The sequence below is a fragment of the Paenibacillus sp. FW126-R14 genome, from assembly GCF_058789495.1.
The window spans coordinates 70,714-87,306 of record NZ_JBYTBS010000024.1 but is presented as its reverse complement, the minus strand read 5'-3'; the positions used below and the strand labels follow the sequence as shown (position 1 = coordinate 87,306).

Genomic DNA, 16,593 nt, shown 5'->3' with positions numbered 1-16,593 from the left:
ATGGAGTTCACCTGCTCAGGCTCATTTCCATGATAAGAGGCGGGCGCCAGCTTACCTGAATCCGGCCGGGATTGCCGGAAGATTTGGTGTCCTGCCAAACATCTTCGGTTCCCTTTCCTGCCTTAATTTGGATCTATATACCTATTCGCATTAGGAGTGCGGATTGGGTGGGTATTTAGACTCCCCATGGTGGATAAAAGCTAACATGAAAGAACCCAGCGATGAGAGCATCGCTGAGTTCTTTTTCAATGCTAGTGCGTACCGCTTACTCTCCTCCGCTATAAACCTAGAGCACGCCGTTCTTCCTCCGTAAACATCCTTGAGCGTGTCAGAAACCGCCGGCCCTCGGGGCCCTCAAGCGAGAACATCCCGCCCCTGCCGGGAACCACGTCGATGATCAACATCGTATTTTTCCAATAATCGTACTGCGGCTTGCTCATATAAAAGGGAGCGCCGCCTATGTCGCCCAGCCAGACGTCGCTGTCGCCGATCAGAAACTCCCCCTGCGCGTAGCACATGGGAGAGCTGCCGTCACAGCAGCCGCCGGATTGGTGAAACATAACGGGTCCATGTTTGGCCTTTACGGTTTCAATTAGCTCTAGAGCGGCATCCGTAGCAATAACCTTGCTCACTTCTGTCATCGCCAAGCTCTCTTAGAAGAAACCGAGCGCATCGGGACTGTAGCTCACGAGCAGGTTTTTGGTCTGCTGGTAATGCGACAGCATCATTTTGTGATTCTCACGGCCGATGCCCGAGCTCTTATAGCCGCCGAAGGCAGCGTGTGCCGGGTAGGCATGATAGCAGTTGGTCCATACGCGACCGGCCTCGATGCTGCGGCCCATCCGGTAGGCCGTGTTCATGTCGCGCGTCCAAACGCCTGCGCCAAGGCCATAGAGCGTGTCGTTGGCAATGGCCAATGCTTCTTCCTGGTCCCTGAACGTCGTCACCGAAAGCACAGGTCCGAAAATCTCCTCTTGGAAGATTCTCATTTTGTTATGCCCCTTCAGCACGGTTGGCTGAATATAATAGCCTTCGGAAAGCTCCCCTTCCACTTTCGCCCTGTCTCCGCCAATCAGGCATTCCGCACCTTCCTGCGTGCCAATGCTGATATAGCTCATAATTTTCTCAACTTGCTCGGTAGAAGCCTGCGCCCCGATCATGGTCGCTGTGTCCAGAGGGTTGCCCTGCGTGATGGCAGAGACCCGCTTCAGAGCTCTTTCCATGAATTGATCGTAAATCGACTCCTGAATCAGGGCGCGGGAAGGGCTGGTACACACTTCCCCTTGATTGAGGGCGAACATCGCGAAACCTTCGAGCGCTTTGTTGAAGAATGCGTCATCCCGGGCAAGCACATCCTCAAAGAAGATGTTCGGGGACTTGCCGCCCAGCTCCAGGGTGACGGGAATTAAATTTTGCGAAGCATATTGCATAATTAAGCGGCCCGTCGTCGTTTCGCCGGTAAAGGCAATCTTCGAGATTCGGCTGCTCGAGGCAAGCGGCTTGCCCGCTTCAAGCCCGAAGCCGTTTACGACGTTGACGACGCCTGGCGGCAGTATATCTTGGATGAGCTCAAGCAGCACCAGGATGGAAGCCGGTGTTTGCTCGGCAGGCTTCAGGACGACGGCATTGCCGGCGGCAAGCGCCGGGGCAAGCTTCCAGGTTGCCATGAGCAGCGGGAAGTTCCACGGAATAATCTGGCCGACGACACCCAGCGGCTCATGGAAATGATAAGCCACCATATTGTTGTCCAATTGGCTGAGCGTACCTTCTTGGGCGCGAATGCTTCCTGCGAAGTAGCGGAAATGATCAATCGCCAGCGGCAGATCGGCTGCGAGCGTTTCCCGAACCGGCTTGCCGTTGTCCCAGGTCTCGGCAACCGCCAGCATTTCCAAATTCGCTTCCATGCGGTCGGCGATTTTATTCAACACAGTCGCACGCTCGGCAACCGACGTACGCCCCCATGCATCCTTCGCAGCATGTGCCGCATCTAAAGCCAGCTCGATATCCTCCGAGGTAGAGCGTGGAATCTCGCAGAAAACGCGATTATTAACAGGCGACGGATTGTCAAAGTATTGGCCTTTAACAGGCGCGACCCACTCTCCGCCAATAAAGTTTTCATACCGTTTTTTGAAAGTTACTCGGGATCCGTTTTGTCCAGGTTGTGCATAAATCATGAAGCTCAGCCTCCTTAAAATGGATTACATAAATAGATAAGCAATAATCGTGCCAACAGGCGAAATCCCGTTACGCAAAGGAGCTAGGCTGCGTACATGACGATAGCTGTTCCACTTTGGAACAACGAATGTGTTTCATTTTGGGACATTCTTTGTTCAGCTCTCCATTAATAAAAGCAACTATGGTATGATCGGGTAAGATACCGATTGCAATGGAGGTGTACCTTTTGCTATCCGTGGAAAACAACTTTTTATCAGAAGCAGCGGCAGCATCGTGGAAGCGCTGCCACGAATTTGGTTTAATGCCCACCGACCCCATTGACGATGACATTTTATCCGGAAATCACATGCAATCTCTCCTGAAGCAAAATGAGCAAACGATACAGTTCACCGAGCAAATCTTCGAGCACCTGCACGACGATATCAAGCGGTCCGGCCAGATGGCGCTGCTGATCGATGCGGAAGGCACCATTATTCACACAGCCGGAGATATCGATTTCTCCCGCCGGGCGCTGGCGGTTCAACTGCAGGTAGGCGCCAATTGGGCCGAACACCGCAAAGGAACGAATGCCATCGGCGTCGCCCTTGCCGAAAGAAAGCCTGTGCGCGTGCATGCCGAAGAGCATTATTTTAACTCTAACCACTTCTTAACCTGCGCCTCTGCCCCCATCTTCAACACAACCGGCGAGCTCATCGGGATCGTCAATATTAGCGGCAAGCAAGAACATTACCACGCCTATACCTATACGCTTGCCTGTTTGGCGGCCCAATCTCTGCAGAACAAACTATTGCTGGAAGAATCGAAGAAAGAACATCTCATTACCCTAAGAGAACTGGAGCACTCCTCCTTGCATCACCCTTTGCCGCTGCTCTCGCTCAGCCGGGATAACCGCATCCTTCGGGCGAATCACGCAGCGATGCGCATTTTGGGCAGTGATGCGATCGGCAAAGCATTTCCGAAGCTGGATGGCTTTGCCGTCGAAACCATTCATAATGAGCATCAGAAGCTGTGGCAGTCCGTCTCGATTCGGAGAACAACGGGAACAACGGGAAGTGGCCAGCATCTGTATGCATTCAGGGATATTGTCGGTACATGCCCGGCATTCGTGCAGAAGAAAGAGCTGGCTCAGAGGGCTGCAGCCTCCGACTTTCCGGTCCTGCTATTAGGCGAAAGCGGCGTCGGAAAGGAATTGTTCGCGCAATCCATCCATACCGCAAGTGGCCGGTCGGCTGAGCCGTTCATTGCGCTCAACTGCAGCGCCATCCCCGACAGCCTGGTCGAGAGCGAGCTGTTCGGCTATGCCCGCGGCGCTTTCACTGGCGCAAACAAGGACGGCAATATCGGGAAATTCGAGGCTGCGCATAAAGGCACTATTTTTCTCGATGAGATCGGCGATATGCCTCTTCGAGCGCAAGCCGCGTTGTTACGCGTGCTCCAGGAGGGAGTCATCACGCCTGTTGGCAGCGCGAAGAGCAAAGCGGTTAACCTCCGTGTCATTGCGGCAACGAACAAGGATTTGGCCTTAGAGGTGAAGGCCGGCTCCTTCCGGGCCGATCTGTACTACCGGCTGAAGGGCATCCCCATTACCCTGCCTGCCTTACGGGAAAGGAGCGATCTCCTGACGCTGGCCCTTCACTTGCTCCAGAAGCATGCTTCGCACTGCGCCGTCTTCACGGAAGCAGCCAAGCACAAACTGCTGGCGTACAGCTGGCCGGGCAATATCAGAGAGCTAAGCGGCATTCTGATGCAGGCCGTCTTTCTCGCCGGAGATCAGCCGATTGACGCGGAGCATCTGATGTTCGAAGCTGCGGGTGAATGTGACCGCGAAGCATCCGGCGGCGATCGTCCGCTAACGCTGAAGGAAGCGGAAATACGGGCCATCCGGATGGCGCTGACGGCCTCGGAATGGAATCTCAGCAAGGCGGCCGCCCGATTGAAGATCGGGAGAACGACCTTGTACCGTAAGATTGAGGAATACGGGATCACTTAAAAATGACGGAGATGCGCGATAGATGATGAATGGAAAATCTCCCTCTATTTTGCTTGAAAGCTGACCTCATAGGGATATAGAAGAAAAAACTCCTGTTAATTTGACCGGATTCTGAGGATTCTCATGAACTCGGCGCAAAAAGCAGGAGTTTTTCCTATTAAATTGTTCTGACAAGCCTCCGCAGTCAAATCAGAGGTAATTTTCCCCTTATATCCCCCTAACCAAACAACAATTCTTCCAACCCCTCCCATGGTATTCCCAAAATTATCCTATCCGGTTTATACTTACCCTGTAGAGAGATTTGAAAGTAATCATGAGCAAGGAGGATCATCCATTATTTTAATCGCAAAATTTATGGGGAAAATTCCAAGATCGAGCTTTTTTATCGTATTGTTTCTACTTATTCTTGATATTTGCCTACCCTTTGCAGTTCCGATAGATGAAATCTATCATTACCGATTATCTTACAAATTAATATTAGATAATCGGAACGATCTGAAAGTTGCACTCGATAAGATCAAAAGAGATATCGATCGAAAAAAATTACAGGATTACATCGTTATCTTAGGCGATTCCGTCTTTTATGGCAGTCCGGGGAAGTCGGATGATACATTCAATGCTTTCATTCAAAAAGAACTTGCCGGCGGGAAGACACAGCAAATCTATAATTTATCTTTACCGGCTTCACAGATCGGCGATATCTACGCGATGCTGCTGCTGCTAGATGATTACGGCATCTCCACTGATCGTCTGATTTTCAACGTGCGCTATGCGAGTTTTGTCTCTCGTGATACGAATGAAACGGCCTTATTTTGGTGGATGGATGATCTTCGATCTATGGATGCTCAGGCTTATCAACACTTGCTGCCAATTTCATCTAATGGAGCGCCGCCCGCTAAACCTTATCAACAAGTTAAAAATGGGATTGAAAACGTTATCCTGCCTTACTTCCAGTTATTTTCTTATAAAGATTATTTAAATCAAACTGTGCAGGATGAATGGAATCGGAAAACAAGCGGAGTAATTGCGAGCGATGAGCTTGGCCCTTCAGAACCTTGGTATGAGAAAGATATACAAGGCTACTTGGAGCAGCCGGAAATTAAAAAATCTTTCTCGGATGCCCCTCTCGATTTAACCGAGAGAAATGTAGACGTCTATTTCCTTAACAAAATAATCGAGCATCAGAAATCGAAGGATACCTTGCTTGTCATGACCGGAACTAATCATAGCTTAATGAAGGATTTAACGGGAAGAAAAGGGTACCAAGAAAACTTAAAAACATTAAACGATTTTCTCGTTTCTCAGCCCATAAACTTTCTCAATCTCGAGGGCAGCATTCCTGATCAACTATTTACAGACCACACGCATTTTATGCCTGAGGGCTATCATGTACTTGCAAGGTTGGTATGGGATGCTTTCCAATCAGAGGAGCGGCATAAATTATGATGTTCAATACACCAGAGTTTGCTTTTCTGCTAATAGCAACTATGATCTTGTTTTATGCCGTTCCGAAGGCTCGCCTTTCGCTATTAACGGTTGCTAATATCCTTTTTTATGCGGTTGTAGGTATAAAATATTTACTTCTCTTCGGCGTCGTTTCTGCGATTGTATTTATTTGCGCCAGATGCATGAAGGGAAAGAACGCCATTTTCTTTCTATGGCTGGGTATCATCCTATCTCTATCCAACCTTATTTTCTTTAAATACACGGCTTTCTTCTTAAAATCATTAGAACGTGTTCTTTCCATATCCTTAGTTTCGCTCGATGAGAAATGGTTGAACCTGGCGCTGCCTCTAGGCATTTCGTTCTACACATTTGAACTTATCGCTTATTTAGTCGATGTGCATAGAGGGAAGATTGAGCCTGAGACATCTATCTTACGATTCTGGATGTTTATCATGTTTTTTGCGCATATGATTGCGGGACCCATCATGAGAGGGGCAGAGTTCTTCCCTCAAATAAAACGACTGGCTGAAATACGCTTTAATTTAGAGAATATGAGAATCGGTGTCTTCTTTATTAGTCTTGGACTCATCAAAAAAGTGTTCATATCAGACAATCTAGCACCTTATTGCGACAGTTTCTTTGCTCATCCTGGGTGGCTCAATGGGGCTGAAGGGTGGACGGCAGCTTTTCTTTACGCCTTTCAGATCTATTTTGATTTTTCGGGTTACAGCGATATGGCAGTAGGCATAGGTCATTTATTCGGCTTGCATTTAGCCACGAATTTTCTTACTCCTTATTTGAGCGGAAATGCAACGGAATTTTGGCGGCGATGGCATATTACGCTATCCAGCTGGATTCGAGATTACATCTACATTTCACTTGGGGGATCCCGTTTCGGCAAGCTTCGTCAATATGCTAGTCTTTTTGCAGCGATGTCACTATCAGGGCTTTGGCATGGCAGTAAATGGACTTTTGTCGCGTGGGGGATGTATCAGGGCGGGCTTTTGATCGGACATAAACTTTGGGTCGTGCTGCTGGATCGGATGGGACTACAAGACCGGCATAACTCTTGGATCTATAAAGTTTTGTCGATTTGTGCATTTTTTGCATTAACTTGTTTAGGCTGGGTGCTATTTCGAGTAGAAAGTTTAACCGACGCCCTGGTTCTGATGAGAAAAATGCTAACATTTCCTGAGGCGTTATTTTTTCCGGCATGGGTCAGACATTTTTGGCTAATTATTTTGCTTTTAATCATCCTACACATTTTAGAACATTTGCTTCTTAAAAATTACAAACAAGTTTCGAGTGCATGGCATAAGTGGCTTCCTTCTCCCCTGCGAGGGGCAATTTACACCCTTTTTATCGTCGTTCTTGTACTCATGTATAAGCATGAGCAGAGCACATTTATCTATTTTCAATTTTAACTGACGCAAGCCTAACTTACTTCTTTGTAACTATATAACTAAAAAGTGCGTACTATCCATTTGCGGTCGGGAGGTTCATAATAACATTTACCCACTGGTGGCATCATACGGATGGGATTGATTCATGCTTACGAGGAGGAAACAACGATCATGACAGCAAGCAATTTAAAATCCACAACAACCTTGCACAACGGCATCCAGATGCCTTGGTTCGGGCTGGGTGTTTTCAAAGTAGAAGAAGGATCCGAGGTCATTAGCTCGGTTAAATCGGCGATCCGTAGCGGCTACCGCAGCATTGACACTGCAGCCGTCTATGCCAATGAAACAGGCGTCGGACAAGCAATTGCCGAAGCGCTTCAAGAAAATGGCCTCGCCAGAGAGGAGCTCTTCGTAACCTCCAAGGTGTGGAACGCCGATCTCGGTTATGAGTCGACAATTGCCGCCTATGAGGCCAGCTTAGCCAAGCTGGGACTGGACTATTTGGATCTGTATCTCATTCACTGGCCGGTGAAAGGGAAATATAAAGAAGCATGGCGGGCTTTGGAAACTCTGTACAAAGAGGGCCGCGTGAAAGCAGTCGGCGTCAGCAATTTCCAAATCCATCATCTTGAAGATGTGCTGAAAGACGCGGAAATCAAGCCTATGGTCAACCAAGTGGAGCTTCACCCGCTGCTATCGCAGCAAGAGCTTCTGAGCTACTGCAAAGAGCAGAACATTCAATTGGAAGCATGGTCTCCGCTCATGCAGGGCCAACTGCTTGACCATCCTGTTCTTGGCGAGATCGCTTCTACACACGGCAAATCGGTCGCTCAAGTGATTCTCCGTTGGGATCTTCAGCACGGCATCGTGACGATCCCGAAATCGATCAAAGAGCATCGGATTATCGAGAATGCCAACGTTTTCGACTTCACGTTAAGCGATGAGGAGATGGCTCGCATCGACGCATTGAACGAGAATCGCCGCGTCGGACCGGATCCGGATAATTTTGATTTTTAAGTAAAATTTCTGGGTACCCCGCAACTTGATCTAGGGATCCACCTGATTGAAGGGAACTCCATTCCCTTATTTAGGAGAGAAGCAGAATTTCCGGCGATGGAGGGGAACTAGAGGGTCTTATTTCACCAAAATGTTCAATTATCTCTCAAAACGATGAAATAGCGGACTCTAGTTTCCCTTAGCCGGCTTAGAAGCCTTTTTTCGGTGAAATAACGCCCTGCAGTTCCCTCTGCGCTTACACGTCAATTAAAATAGTTGCATAAGCCGCCTTCTAAACAATTTGTCCAACTATTATTGTGTTTTTTCGCTTCCTTCATCGTGGAGAACTCCGTATGCGTAATCACAAGCTCCGTCTTATTGTCCTTACCGATAAAGTCAATCGTAACAAGCGTTTCCTCCGAATCGTCTCCTTCATTCAACCACTTCCAAGTAAACGATAGCTTTTCATGCGGAACGATCTCAACATATCGGCCTTCTAACGTATGAACCTTGCCATTCGGGGCTTTCATATGAAACAGGTATTTCCCGCCAACTGAAACGTCCATTTGTCCAATTGTCGTCGTAAAACCCACCAGCCCCCACCATTGCTTCAGCTGTTCTTCCTTCGTCCAAGCCAAGAACACTCTTTCCTTGCTCGCGTTGTATACGTGATGAAGCTTAAGGAAAAATTTTTCATCCTGCATTGATATCATGAATAGTGCCTCCGTTAGTCTTCTTTAGATTGATTATCCAAAAAATGTTCAAGGTTAAACACTTGCGCAGTCCAAAACTTCCTCAAGTCCATTAACCACTCGTGAGCATTGTCCACTACATTTGGATTTAGATAATAATATCGATACGTTCCTTCCTTTCGAACTGAAACTAAACCAGCCTTCTCCAACACCTTCAGGTGTTTAGAAACGGCTGGCAGCGACATCTCAAAAGGCTTAGCCAAATTCATGACTGTCATCTCTCCAACGGCTAAACGTCTTATGATTTCTCTTCTCGTCGGATCAGAAAGCACTTGGAAAACATCATTTAATATCTCATCGTTATATTTAACCATACGTTTAAGTTTAGGTAGACTTTTATCTAATGTCAAGCAGAGATACCTATAGTTAGAAGCTCCGAGCAACTTCGCGCGCTTGTTGAACCGCATTTTCCTTAATCGCTAACGCGCAATCGGGATCTACGGCCATTCCTTCAACGAAGATGCTCTCAAAGCTGGGAACCTCAAAAAACTCCATAATGGCATTCAGATGGCGATGCCCCATTTCAAAGTCCGCAAGAGCTGAACCAGGCGATAAGACACTTCCACTTGCTTGAATGTGAACCGCCTTTTTATCTCTCAGTAAACCAACCCGGCCTTTACCGGCAACATATTTGAAAGTTTTACCTGCAACGCAAATAGAGTCAATGTATGCTTTCATAACGGGCGGAAATGAATAATTCCATATCGGATTTACAAATATGTACTTATCTGCAGCAACGAATTGATCAACCAGTTCAACCAGACGGCCTACTTTCATTTTTTCTGCAACGCTCAATTTATCAAACACAGTGCCCGCCCCAAGCTTGCCCCAACCGCTAAAAACATCGGCATCAAGTTCTGGGATATCCATTTTATATAGATCAAGATGGATAACTTCATCATTCGGATTTGCGGATCGGTAAGCCTGAACGAATTCTTTTCCTACTGCCATGCTATATGATGTTTCATGATCATTCGGATTTGCTGTGATATATAAGACGACTGCCATAATTAAATTACCTACCTTCAATTTTTTTTAGGGAATAAGCGTTAAAAAACAAAGCCATATACTTTTGCGGCACGTCACAAACATTTTCTCCAAACCGTCTCCTTCATCCCACCAACTTCCCAATAAAAGATAGCTTAACAATCAAAACCACAACTTGAACTTAACCACATAGTTATTTAACCATTTAGTTATTTAACTATTAGGTTAAATATAAAGCGGTTTTTATTTATTGTCAAGCAGAAACAGATCAAAAATGGCGCATCAAAAAAGCACCGCTCCCTCCAAAAGAGGTAACGGTGCTTTCTTCTTGCGCTGCATAAACCTGCATCCAGCTTAATCCGCATTGTGCAGGGCTTCAATCGCAGCCCCTCTGTCTTTGAGGAAGAAGATGGACTTGCCTTGATTACATTCGTAGATAAAGTCCCTCAAGCTTTTGCTGTCGTACACGTCAAAATCCCCAACAATCGCGACTTTCACCTGGTAATTCGTAAATTTCTGCAAAATTTCACCCGCAAGCCGGGTTTTGAGCTCGAAGAAATCTTCGGTGAAGTTTGATTTGTTTATCACAATTTTATGGCATTCTTCCGTATAACGAACAGAAGCCATTAAGTCCAGTGCCCCCTGCACGTCGCTGATGAGGATGTCATTGCTTTCCACGATAGCGACTTTGGAGTTGTTTTTGATATCAACCGATATGTTCATTTGTTCCTCCTCTTGGTGCTTGCCTTATTCCAGTATGGCCTTAGCGGCTGCATCTAAGGCATTGATTACTCTGTCACACCATTGATCGAATTCCGGATCTTCTCTTTGCAGTTCAGGATGAGCCAGAATATGGGCAACCGTTGCCCTAATCCCTTGATCAAACCGGGTCGTGGCAACGAATTCGGGAACGAGCCTTTTCAGCTTCGCATTGTCAAAAACGACGGAATTCGACTTGTCTCCGAGCAAGCCGCCTCTATAATTCTCTTTGCTGCATGCCGCCAAAAATTCAGATGAAACATGGACCGCCTGAAGCTTGACCCCTAGCGCGCCGGCAATAGCTTCATAAATTTGATTCCAGGTCAGCGTCTCATCGGAAGTGATCTGCACGGACTCCCCGATGGCATGAAGATTGCCCATGAGACCTATAAAGCCCTTAGCAAAATCGCTATTATGCGTCATCGTCCACAGCGAAGTTCCGTCTCCGTGAATGATAACGGGTTTGTTCTCCAGCATGCGTTTGGCAACCTGCCAGCTGCCCTTGCTTCCATGCACACCAAGCGGTATAGAGCGTTCATCGTAGGTGTGGCTCGGCCTAATGATCGTAATGGGAAAGCCATGGTCGCGATATTGCTTGATCAGATATTCCTCACAGGCAATTTTGTTCCTCGAGTACTCCCAATACGGATTGGACAACGGCGTCCCCTCCGTAATTCTATAGTCGGACAGCGGCGTTTGGTACGCAGAAGCTGAGCTTATGAACATGAACTGTTTCGTTTTGCCTTGAAATAAGCGGTAATCTCTTTCCAGCTGAGACGGTTCAAACGCGATGAAATCCGCAACGACATCGAACTCCAAATGTTCAATTAGACTGGCGACATGTTCTTCATCCCGGATGTCTGCAGTCAGCAGATTGGCCCCTGCCGGTAAGGATTCGTTTCTTGTACCCCTATTGAGCAAATAAAGTTCGCATCCGCTTTCCAGCAGCTGCTTCGTAATTGCCGAACTAATTGTTCCTGTTCCTCCAATAAATAGCGCCTTCATCCTGCCACCTCCGCTAATCTTGAAACATCCCTTATTCATTCGCCATACAAGGTGTTGAAACCTCCTGTACCGTTCAGCCGGACGCTTTCAACTTAAAGACCAGAATAATTTTCCATGAATCCGCAAAAGTTACTGTTATTGACCAAAGGAGGATGTATACCGCTCAATGGATATGGACAATCAAGACATGACGTTAACGAATCGGCAAGGCCACCCCATCTCGGATAATCAAAATATTCGAACGGTCGGAAACCGCGGGCCATCCACACTGGAAAACTACCACTACATCGAAAAAATTTCCCACTTCGACCGGGAACGCATTCCCGAGCGGGTTGTGCATGCCCGCGGCGCCGGGGCTCATGGCTATTTCGAAGCTTATGGGAAAGTCGGCAACGAGCCGATTGCCACCTATACGCGTGCCAAACTGTTTCAAGAAGCCGGCAAGCAAACGCCTGTCTTTGTCCGCTTCTCAACGGTCGTTCACGGCGGCCATTCACCGGAAACGCTGCGCGATCCGCGCGGCTTCGCCACTAAATTTTACACGGAAGATGGGAATTGGGACCTGGTCGGCAACAACTTGAAAATTTTCTTTATTCGCGATCCGCTCAAATTTCCTGACATGGTCCATGCCTTCAAGCCTGATCCTGTCACCAACCTGTCCAACCCGGAGAGAATGTTCGATTTCGTTTCGAATTCCCCTGAGGCCACGCACATGATCACCTTCCTCTTCTCCCCGTGGGGCATTCCGGCCAACTACCGGCAAATGCAGGGCTCAGGTGTGAACACGTACAAGTGGGTCAACCAAGCAGGAGAAGCCGTTCTGGTCAAATACCACTGGCAGCCGCTGAAGCAAGGCATGAAAAACCTGACACAGCAGGAAGCCGAGCATATTCAAGCCAAGAATACTTCTCATGCTACGCAGGATTTGTATGAAGCTATCGAGCGCGGGGATTTTCCGGAATGGGAACTTTGCGTGCAAATTTTGAGCGATGACGAGCATCCCGAACTCGACTTTGATCCGCTGGATCCTACCAAGTTGTGGGATCACGAGCAGTTTCCTTTTCTACCTGTAGGCAAAATGGTGCTAGACCGTAACCCCGGCAACTATTTCGCCGAGGTGGAACAGGCGGCCTTCGGTACGGGGGTTCTTGTAGACGGGTTGGATTTCTCGGACGATAAGCTGCTGCAGGGCCGAACCTTCTCTTACTCCGACACCCAACGCCACCGGGTAGGCACCAATTATTTGCAGCTGCCGATCAACGCGCCCAAAACCCGGGTCGCCACGAACCAACGGGACGGACAGATGGCTTTTGTCGTCGACAGAGCTTCCGGGCAGAACCCGCATGTCAACTACGAGCCGTCTTCACTGGGCGGGCTCGTAGAAGCGGTCCCTTCCGGCAAGGAGCATGAGCCGGCCTACCAAGCCAAGCTTGTCCGCGAGAAGCTGAGCCGCACCAACGATTTCGGGCAAGCGGGAGATACCTACCGCAGCTTTGAGGAGTGGGAACGCGAGGATCTGATCTTGAACCTGGCCGAGGCGCTCAACGTGTGCAAGCCGCATATCCAGGAGAAGATGATTGCCCATTTCACGAATGCGGATCGCGACTATGGCAAGCGGGTCGCTGATGCGCTCTCCCGCGCTCAGGCCGAGACCGCCCATTTGGGCTCATCCTCTGCCCAAGAAGGAGCCGAGCTGGCGGAGCACTCCGGACAGCGTACGGATGGATATTAGGACTAAGGGCACCCCGAGGGGTGCCTTTTGTCGTGCCTAAAACAGCTAGTTCGTCCGTCCTATTTTTAGGTAGAATTATGTATTTTTTTGCTATTTTAGAATTTTTATAATATTTTGAAAACTGTTTTCCGATAATCAAGGTAAGTTTAGGAGGTGATAGCTTAGCGACTTTCCCTTGGCAGAAGAGCCAAAGGCATAAAAAAATGTAAGGAGGAATTGATGTGGACTTAACATTAGGAAATGGAAAAAAGCTTGGCATTCGGCTTTTGGCAGCGGCGCTGCTTCTAGCATCCAGCTTGGGGGCGTATCCCGGCAGTACACTGGCCGCCGACAATTATTCCATGACGGAATCGTTCGAAGCGTCTTCCCTGCCCTCTACCTGGAGCACGGAAAACGGCGGAACGGCGAATCTGTCCAGCAAGCACTTCAAGCATGGAAGCCGCTCCTTGCACTGGACATGGTCGAACGGCTCCAAACTGCGTGACACGCAGCCTGCCAATCTGGCCGCAGCCAACGTCAAGCACGGCGGCATGAAATTATGGATTTATAACGAAAATCCGGTGAACGATCACGTGACGTTCAACTTCGGCAAAACGGCAGAAATCAATAGCGGCATCTACCACTATACCTTCAAAGTGAATCTGAACTTCAAGGGGTGGCGGGCCGTCTGGGTCAAGTTCAGGGAGGAGGGCAAAAATCCGGCGTATACGCAAAACATCAACGAAGCGCTTGAGGCCATGCAGATCGTTCCGCCCGCTTCGGTACCGTCCGGGAACCTTTACTTCGACAACTTGGAATTCGCCTCATTCATGGTAACCGCGAGGTCCGCAGACTATCAGATGCCCAAGCCTGGGCTTAATGTCGGCCAAAGCTCGTGGGATAATGTCTACTTCTACAGCCAACAACAGCCGACGCTCCCCCTCCCATCGACAATTACCCAGCAAGAAATCGACGCATTCAATGCGATCTCAAGCCGCTACGAGAAGTGGGTTTATGGCGATGCACTGTCCTATGCAGGGCTAACCGGGCCGCTCAAAATGAGGTACGACGCTCTCCAAGGATTCATTCAAGCGGGGCTTGCCGCCTACAACTCGCTGCATATCGTCAGACACTCCGACGGGACGATAACCGGAGAAGCGCTATATGCCAACGCAGACCCGCACTCGCTTAAATTCGGTGATCATGTCAGCCAAACGGTGCTTCTTCCGCTCGTCTTTGATTACAAAATCAACGGCAATGCATCAAGCAAGCAAAAGGTGATCGATGTGCTCGATTATATGAACGATCAAGGCTGGGCGGAAGGCAGCGCACTCGGCACGCAGGACCATGAAGCAAACAGGCACAGCGGCTATTTCCATGCCGTTTATCTCATGCGCAATGAGCTCAAGGCCGCAGGGATTTTCGAGCGGGAGCTTAACACGATCTTCTGGTACTCCAACTTCGGGAAGACATTCGATAATTCCGTGTATGAGGAGACGACAGCGGACGAAATCCGAACGAAATTCATGTATGATCTGCTTTACGTTCTGGGCATGGATCATACGCCGAAGAAAGTTCAGTACATGAAAGGCCTCGTCGGCCTCTATGAACAAGCGCTGCAAATCGCGCCTGGGTTTGCCGATACGATCAAGCCTGACGGAACGCTGTTCCATCACCGCGGCGTCTATTTGAACGCATACGGAGATCATGCGATGAGCGCAGCGTCCCTGATCGCCTACCTCTTGGGCGGTACTCCTTATGCCCTGTCTGACGAAGCAAAGAATAACATCAAGAAAGCGCTGCTCACTTTGGAGCTGGCATCTAATCATTACACCATGCCCGTAGGTGCGACAGGACGTTTCCCTAATACTACCAGCCCGCTTACGATAATACAGGCATATGCCTATCTGGCCATGTCCAAAACCCCGGTCGACACGGAACTTGCCTCCACCTTCACAAGACTTTGGGATCCGCAGTCCAAAGTGCTGCAAGGCCTGTTCAAACAAGCCGACTCATACGGTGTAGAGTATCTGGATACGCTCGGCGGCCTTCAGCTTGCAGACAACTTGTCCAAGGCAGGTTTCGCGCCGAAAGCGAATCCGCAAGGCATCTGGATCATGCCTTACGGCGCAATGGCCGTCAACAGAGTGAATGACCGTCTGGTAGGAATCAAAGGCTGGAGTAAATATGCGTGGAACTTCGAATCAGCCAGCAATCAAAACGTGTATGGCGCGTATCAAAACTACGGCAATATGCAAATTCTGCAAAACGGACGGACTTCGGGAATCGTCGAAAGCGGTATTCACCTTGATGCCGGATGGGATTGGAGCCGCTGGCCTGGAACGACAGTGAAACACCTGTCTCTAGCTGAGCTGGCCCAAAAAACCAGCAGCGCGCGATTGTTTACTGACAACACATTCGTAGGAGGCGTTTCGTCCCAAAACAAATACGGACTTTTCGCCATGAAATTGCATGATACTGTGTTTGATTCAAGTTTCAGAGCAAACAAATCCGTCTTCTTTTTTGGCGATAAAATTGTCAGCTTAGGCTCGGATATTCAAAACACGGATTCCACGCACAATACGGAAACTACCCTCTTCCAATCGTATATGCCTAGCAGCTCGACGCCATTCTGGTATAACTCCGTAACCTCAGTCATATATGCAACTTATGCGAGCACCATCACGACCACAACCCCAGCCTGGATCGTAGATCCTTACGGCAACGGATATGTCCTGCCGAATGCCGCCGGCACTGTGATTACACGTGGCGTGCAAAGCTCCAAGAACAGCGCGGGTACGAAGAATACGTCCGGCGCTTACACGACCGCCTATATCAATCACGGCCCTGCGCCAAGTTCTTCCGGCTACGAATATGCCATTCTCGTAGGGGCTGGCGCCCAAGGGACGGCCGCATTCGCGACCAATACGCAGTACATCGTTTTGCAAAAAAACAGCCATGCGCATATTGTGAAAAACACGGCATCAGGCAAGGAAGTTACCGGATACGCCATATTTAACAGCAGTGTGCCGGTCAATCAAGGTTTGATTCAAAGCAGCAGCGACCCGATCATGGCGATGGTTCAGTCACCAAGTCCTAACGAAGTCGTTCTGAGCGTGGCGGACCCCGATTTGCGGCTGACCGGAGTGCTTAATCCGAGCGTGATGAAGAAGGACACCGTCATCTTAAACGGCGTCTGGCGTTTGAAGAAGGCCAGCAGCGAGGCGCGCGTAATCAGCACAAGCACAAGCGCTTCGACTACGACGATAGAATTCGATACGGTGGACGGCAAGTCGATTGACGTCGAGTTAATCAAATAAACAGCGAAAGTCTGCCCGAGCCGATGAAGCAGGGCTTTGGGCAGACTTT

The 16,593-nt window shown here is 48.8% G+C and carries 13 protein-coding genes; 6 read left to right on the top strand and 7 right to left on the bottom strand.

The features are described 5' to 3' along the window. Positions 1 to 278: 278 nt before the first annotated feature. A complete protein-coding gene (locus AC3WRW_RS16895) occupies positions 279 to 641 on the bottom strand; it encodes a DUF779 domain-containing protein (RefSeq protein ID WP_492547462.1) in 363 nt (120 codons plus the stop codon). Positions 642 to 653: 12 nt separating this feature from the next. Continuing rightward, the gene (gene adh / locus AC3WRW_RS16890) at positions 654 to 2,174 is read right to left on the bottom strand and encodes an aldehyde dehydrogenase (protein ID WP_492547461.1); all 1,521 of its coding nucleotides are present in this window, start codon (positions 2,172 to 2,174) and stop codon (positions 654 to 656) included. Between the two features lie 236 nt (positions 2,175 to 2,410). Between adh and AC3WRW_RS16885 the strand changes: the two genes are divergently transcribed. The 4 genes from AC3WRW_RS16885 to AC3WRW_RS16870 all read left to right on the top strand — a co-directional run bounded on the left by AC3WRW_RS16885 (position 2,411) and on the right by AC3WRW_RS16870 (position 8,031). Continuing rightward, a complete protein-coding gene (locus AC3WRW_RS16885; protein ID WP_492547483.1) occupies positions 2,411 to 4,165 on the top strand; it encodes a sigma-54-dependent Fis family transcriptional regulator in 1,755 nt (584 codons plus the stop codon). 249 nt (positions 4,166 to 4,414) lie between these two features. After that, positions 4,415 to 5,611, top strand: a complete 1,197-nt coding sequence (locus AC3WRW_RS16880; protein WP_492547460.1) for a hypothetical protein — start codon at positions 4,415 to 4,417, stop codon at positions 5,609 to 5,611. After that, a complete protein-coding gene (locus AC3WRW_RS16875) occupies positions 5,608 to 7,035 on the top strand; it encodes an MBOAT family O-acyltransferase (protein ID WP_492547459.1) in 1,428 nt (475 codons plus the stop codon). Before AC3WRW_RS16880 ends, AC3WRW_RS16875 begins: the two co-directional genes overlap by 4 nt. A gap of 150 nt (positions 7,036 to 7,185) precedes the next feature. Further along, positions 7,186 to 8,031, top strand: a complete 846-nt coding sequence (locus tag AC3WRW_RS16870) for an aldo/keto reductase (protein WP_492547482.1) — start codon at positions 7,186 to 7,188, stop codon at positions 8,029 to 8,031. 242 nt (positions 8,032 to 8,273) lie between these two features. Here the strand turns inward: AC3WRW_RS16870 and AC3WRW_RS16865 are convergent, their stop codons facing one another. From AC3WRW_RS16865 to AC3WRW_RS16845, 5 genes are all read right to left on the bottom strand, one after another. Continuing rightward, a complete protein-coding gene (locus tag AC3WRW_RS16865) occupies positions 8,274 to 8,723 on the bottom strand; it encodes an SRPBCC family protein (RefSeq protein ID WP_492547458.1) in 450 nt (149 codons plus the stop codon). 14 nt (positions 8,724 to 8,737) lie between these two features. Beyond that, on the bottom strand, positions 8,738 to 9,112 hold the full coding sequence (locus AC3WRW_RS16860; RefSeq protein ID WP_492547457.1) for an ArsR/SmtB family transcription factor: 375 nt from the start codon (positions 9,110 to 9,112) through the stop codon (positions 8,738 to 8,740). 16 nt (positions 9,113 to 9,128) lie between these two features. After that, positions 9,129 to 9,770 (bottom strand): NAD(P)H-dependent oxidoreductase, encoded by a 642-nt coding sequence (locus tag AC3WRW_RS16855; RefSeq protein WP_492547481.1) that lies wholly within the window; start codon positions 9,768 to 9,770, stop codon positions 9,129 to 9,131. Between the two features lie 333 nt (positions 9,771 to 10,103). Continuing rightward, a complete protein-coding gene (locus AC3WRW_RS16850) occupies positions 10,104 to 10,472 on the bottom strand; it encodes a DUF4180 domain-containing protein (protein ID WP_492547456.1) in 369 nt (122 codons plus the stop codon). Between the two features lie 24 nt (positions 10,473 to 10,496). Then, positions 10,497 to 11,513 (bottom strand): SDR family oxidoreductase, encoded by a 1,017-nt coding sequence (locus AC3WRW_RS16845; RefSeq protein WP_492547455.1) that lies wholly within the window; start codon positions 11,511 to 11,513, stop codon positions 10,497 to 10,499. Between the two features lie 166 nt (positions 11,514 to 11,679). Between AC3WRW_RS16845 and AC3WRW_RS16840 the strand changes: the two genes are divergently transcribed. Then, positions 11,680 to 13,245: a catalase gene (locus AC3WRW_RS16840; protein WP_492547454.1), complete on the top strand. Its 1,566-nt coding sequence runs from the start codon at positions 11,680 to 11,682 to the stop codon at positions 13,243 to 13,245. A gap of 221 nt (positions 13,246 to 13,466) precedes the next feature. Beyond that, the gene (locus tag AC3WRW_RS16835) at positions 13,467 to 16,544 is read left to right on the top strand and encodes a chondroitinase family polysaccharide lyase (protein ID WP_492547453.1); all 3,078 of its coding nucleotides are present in this window, start codon (positions 13,467 to 13,469) and stop codon (positions 16,542 to 16,544) included. The last annotated feature ends 49 nt before the right edge of the window (positions 16,545 to 16,593 follow it).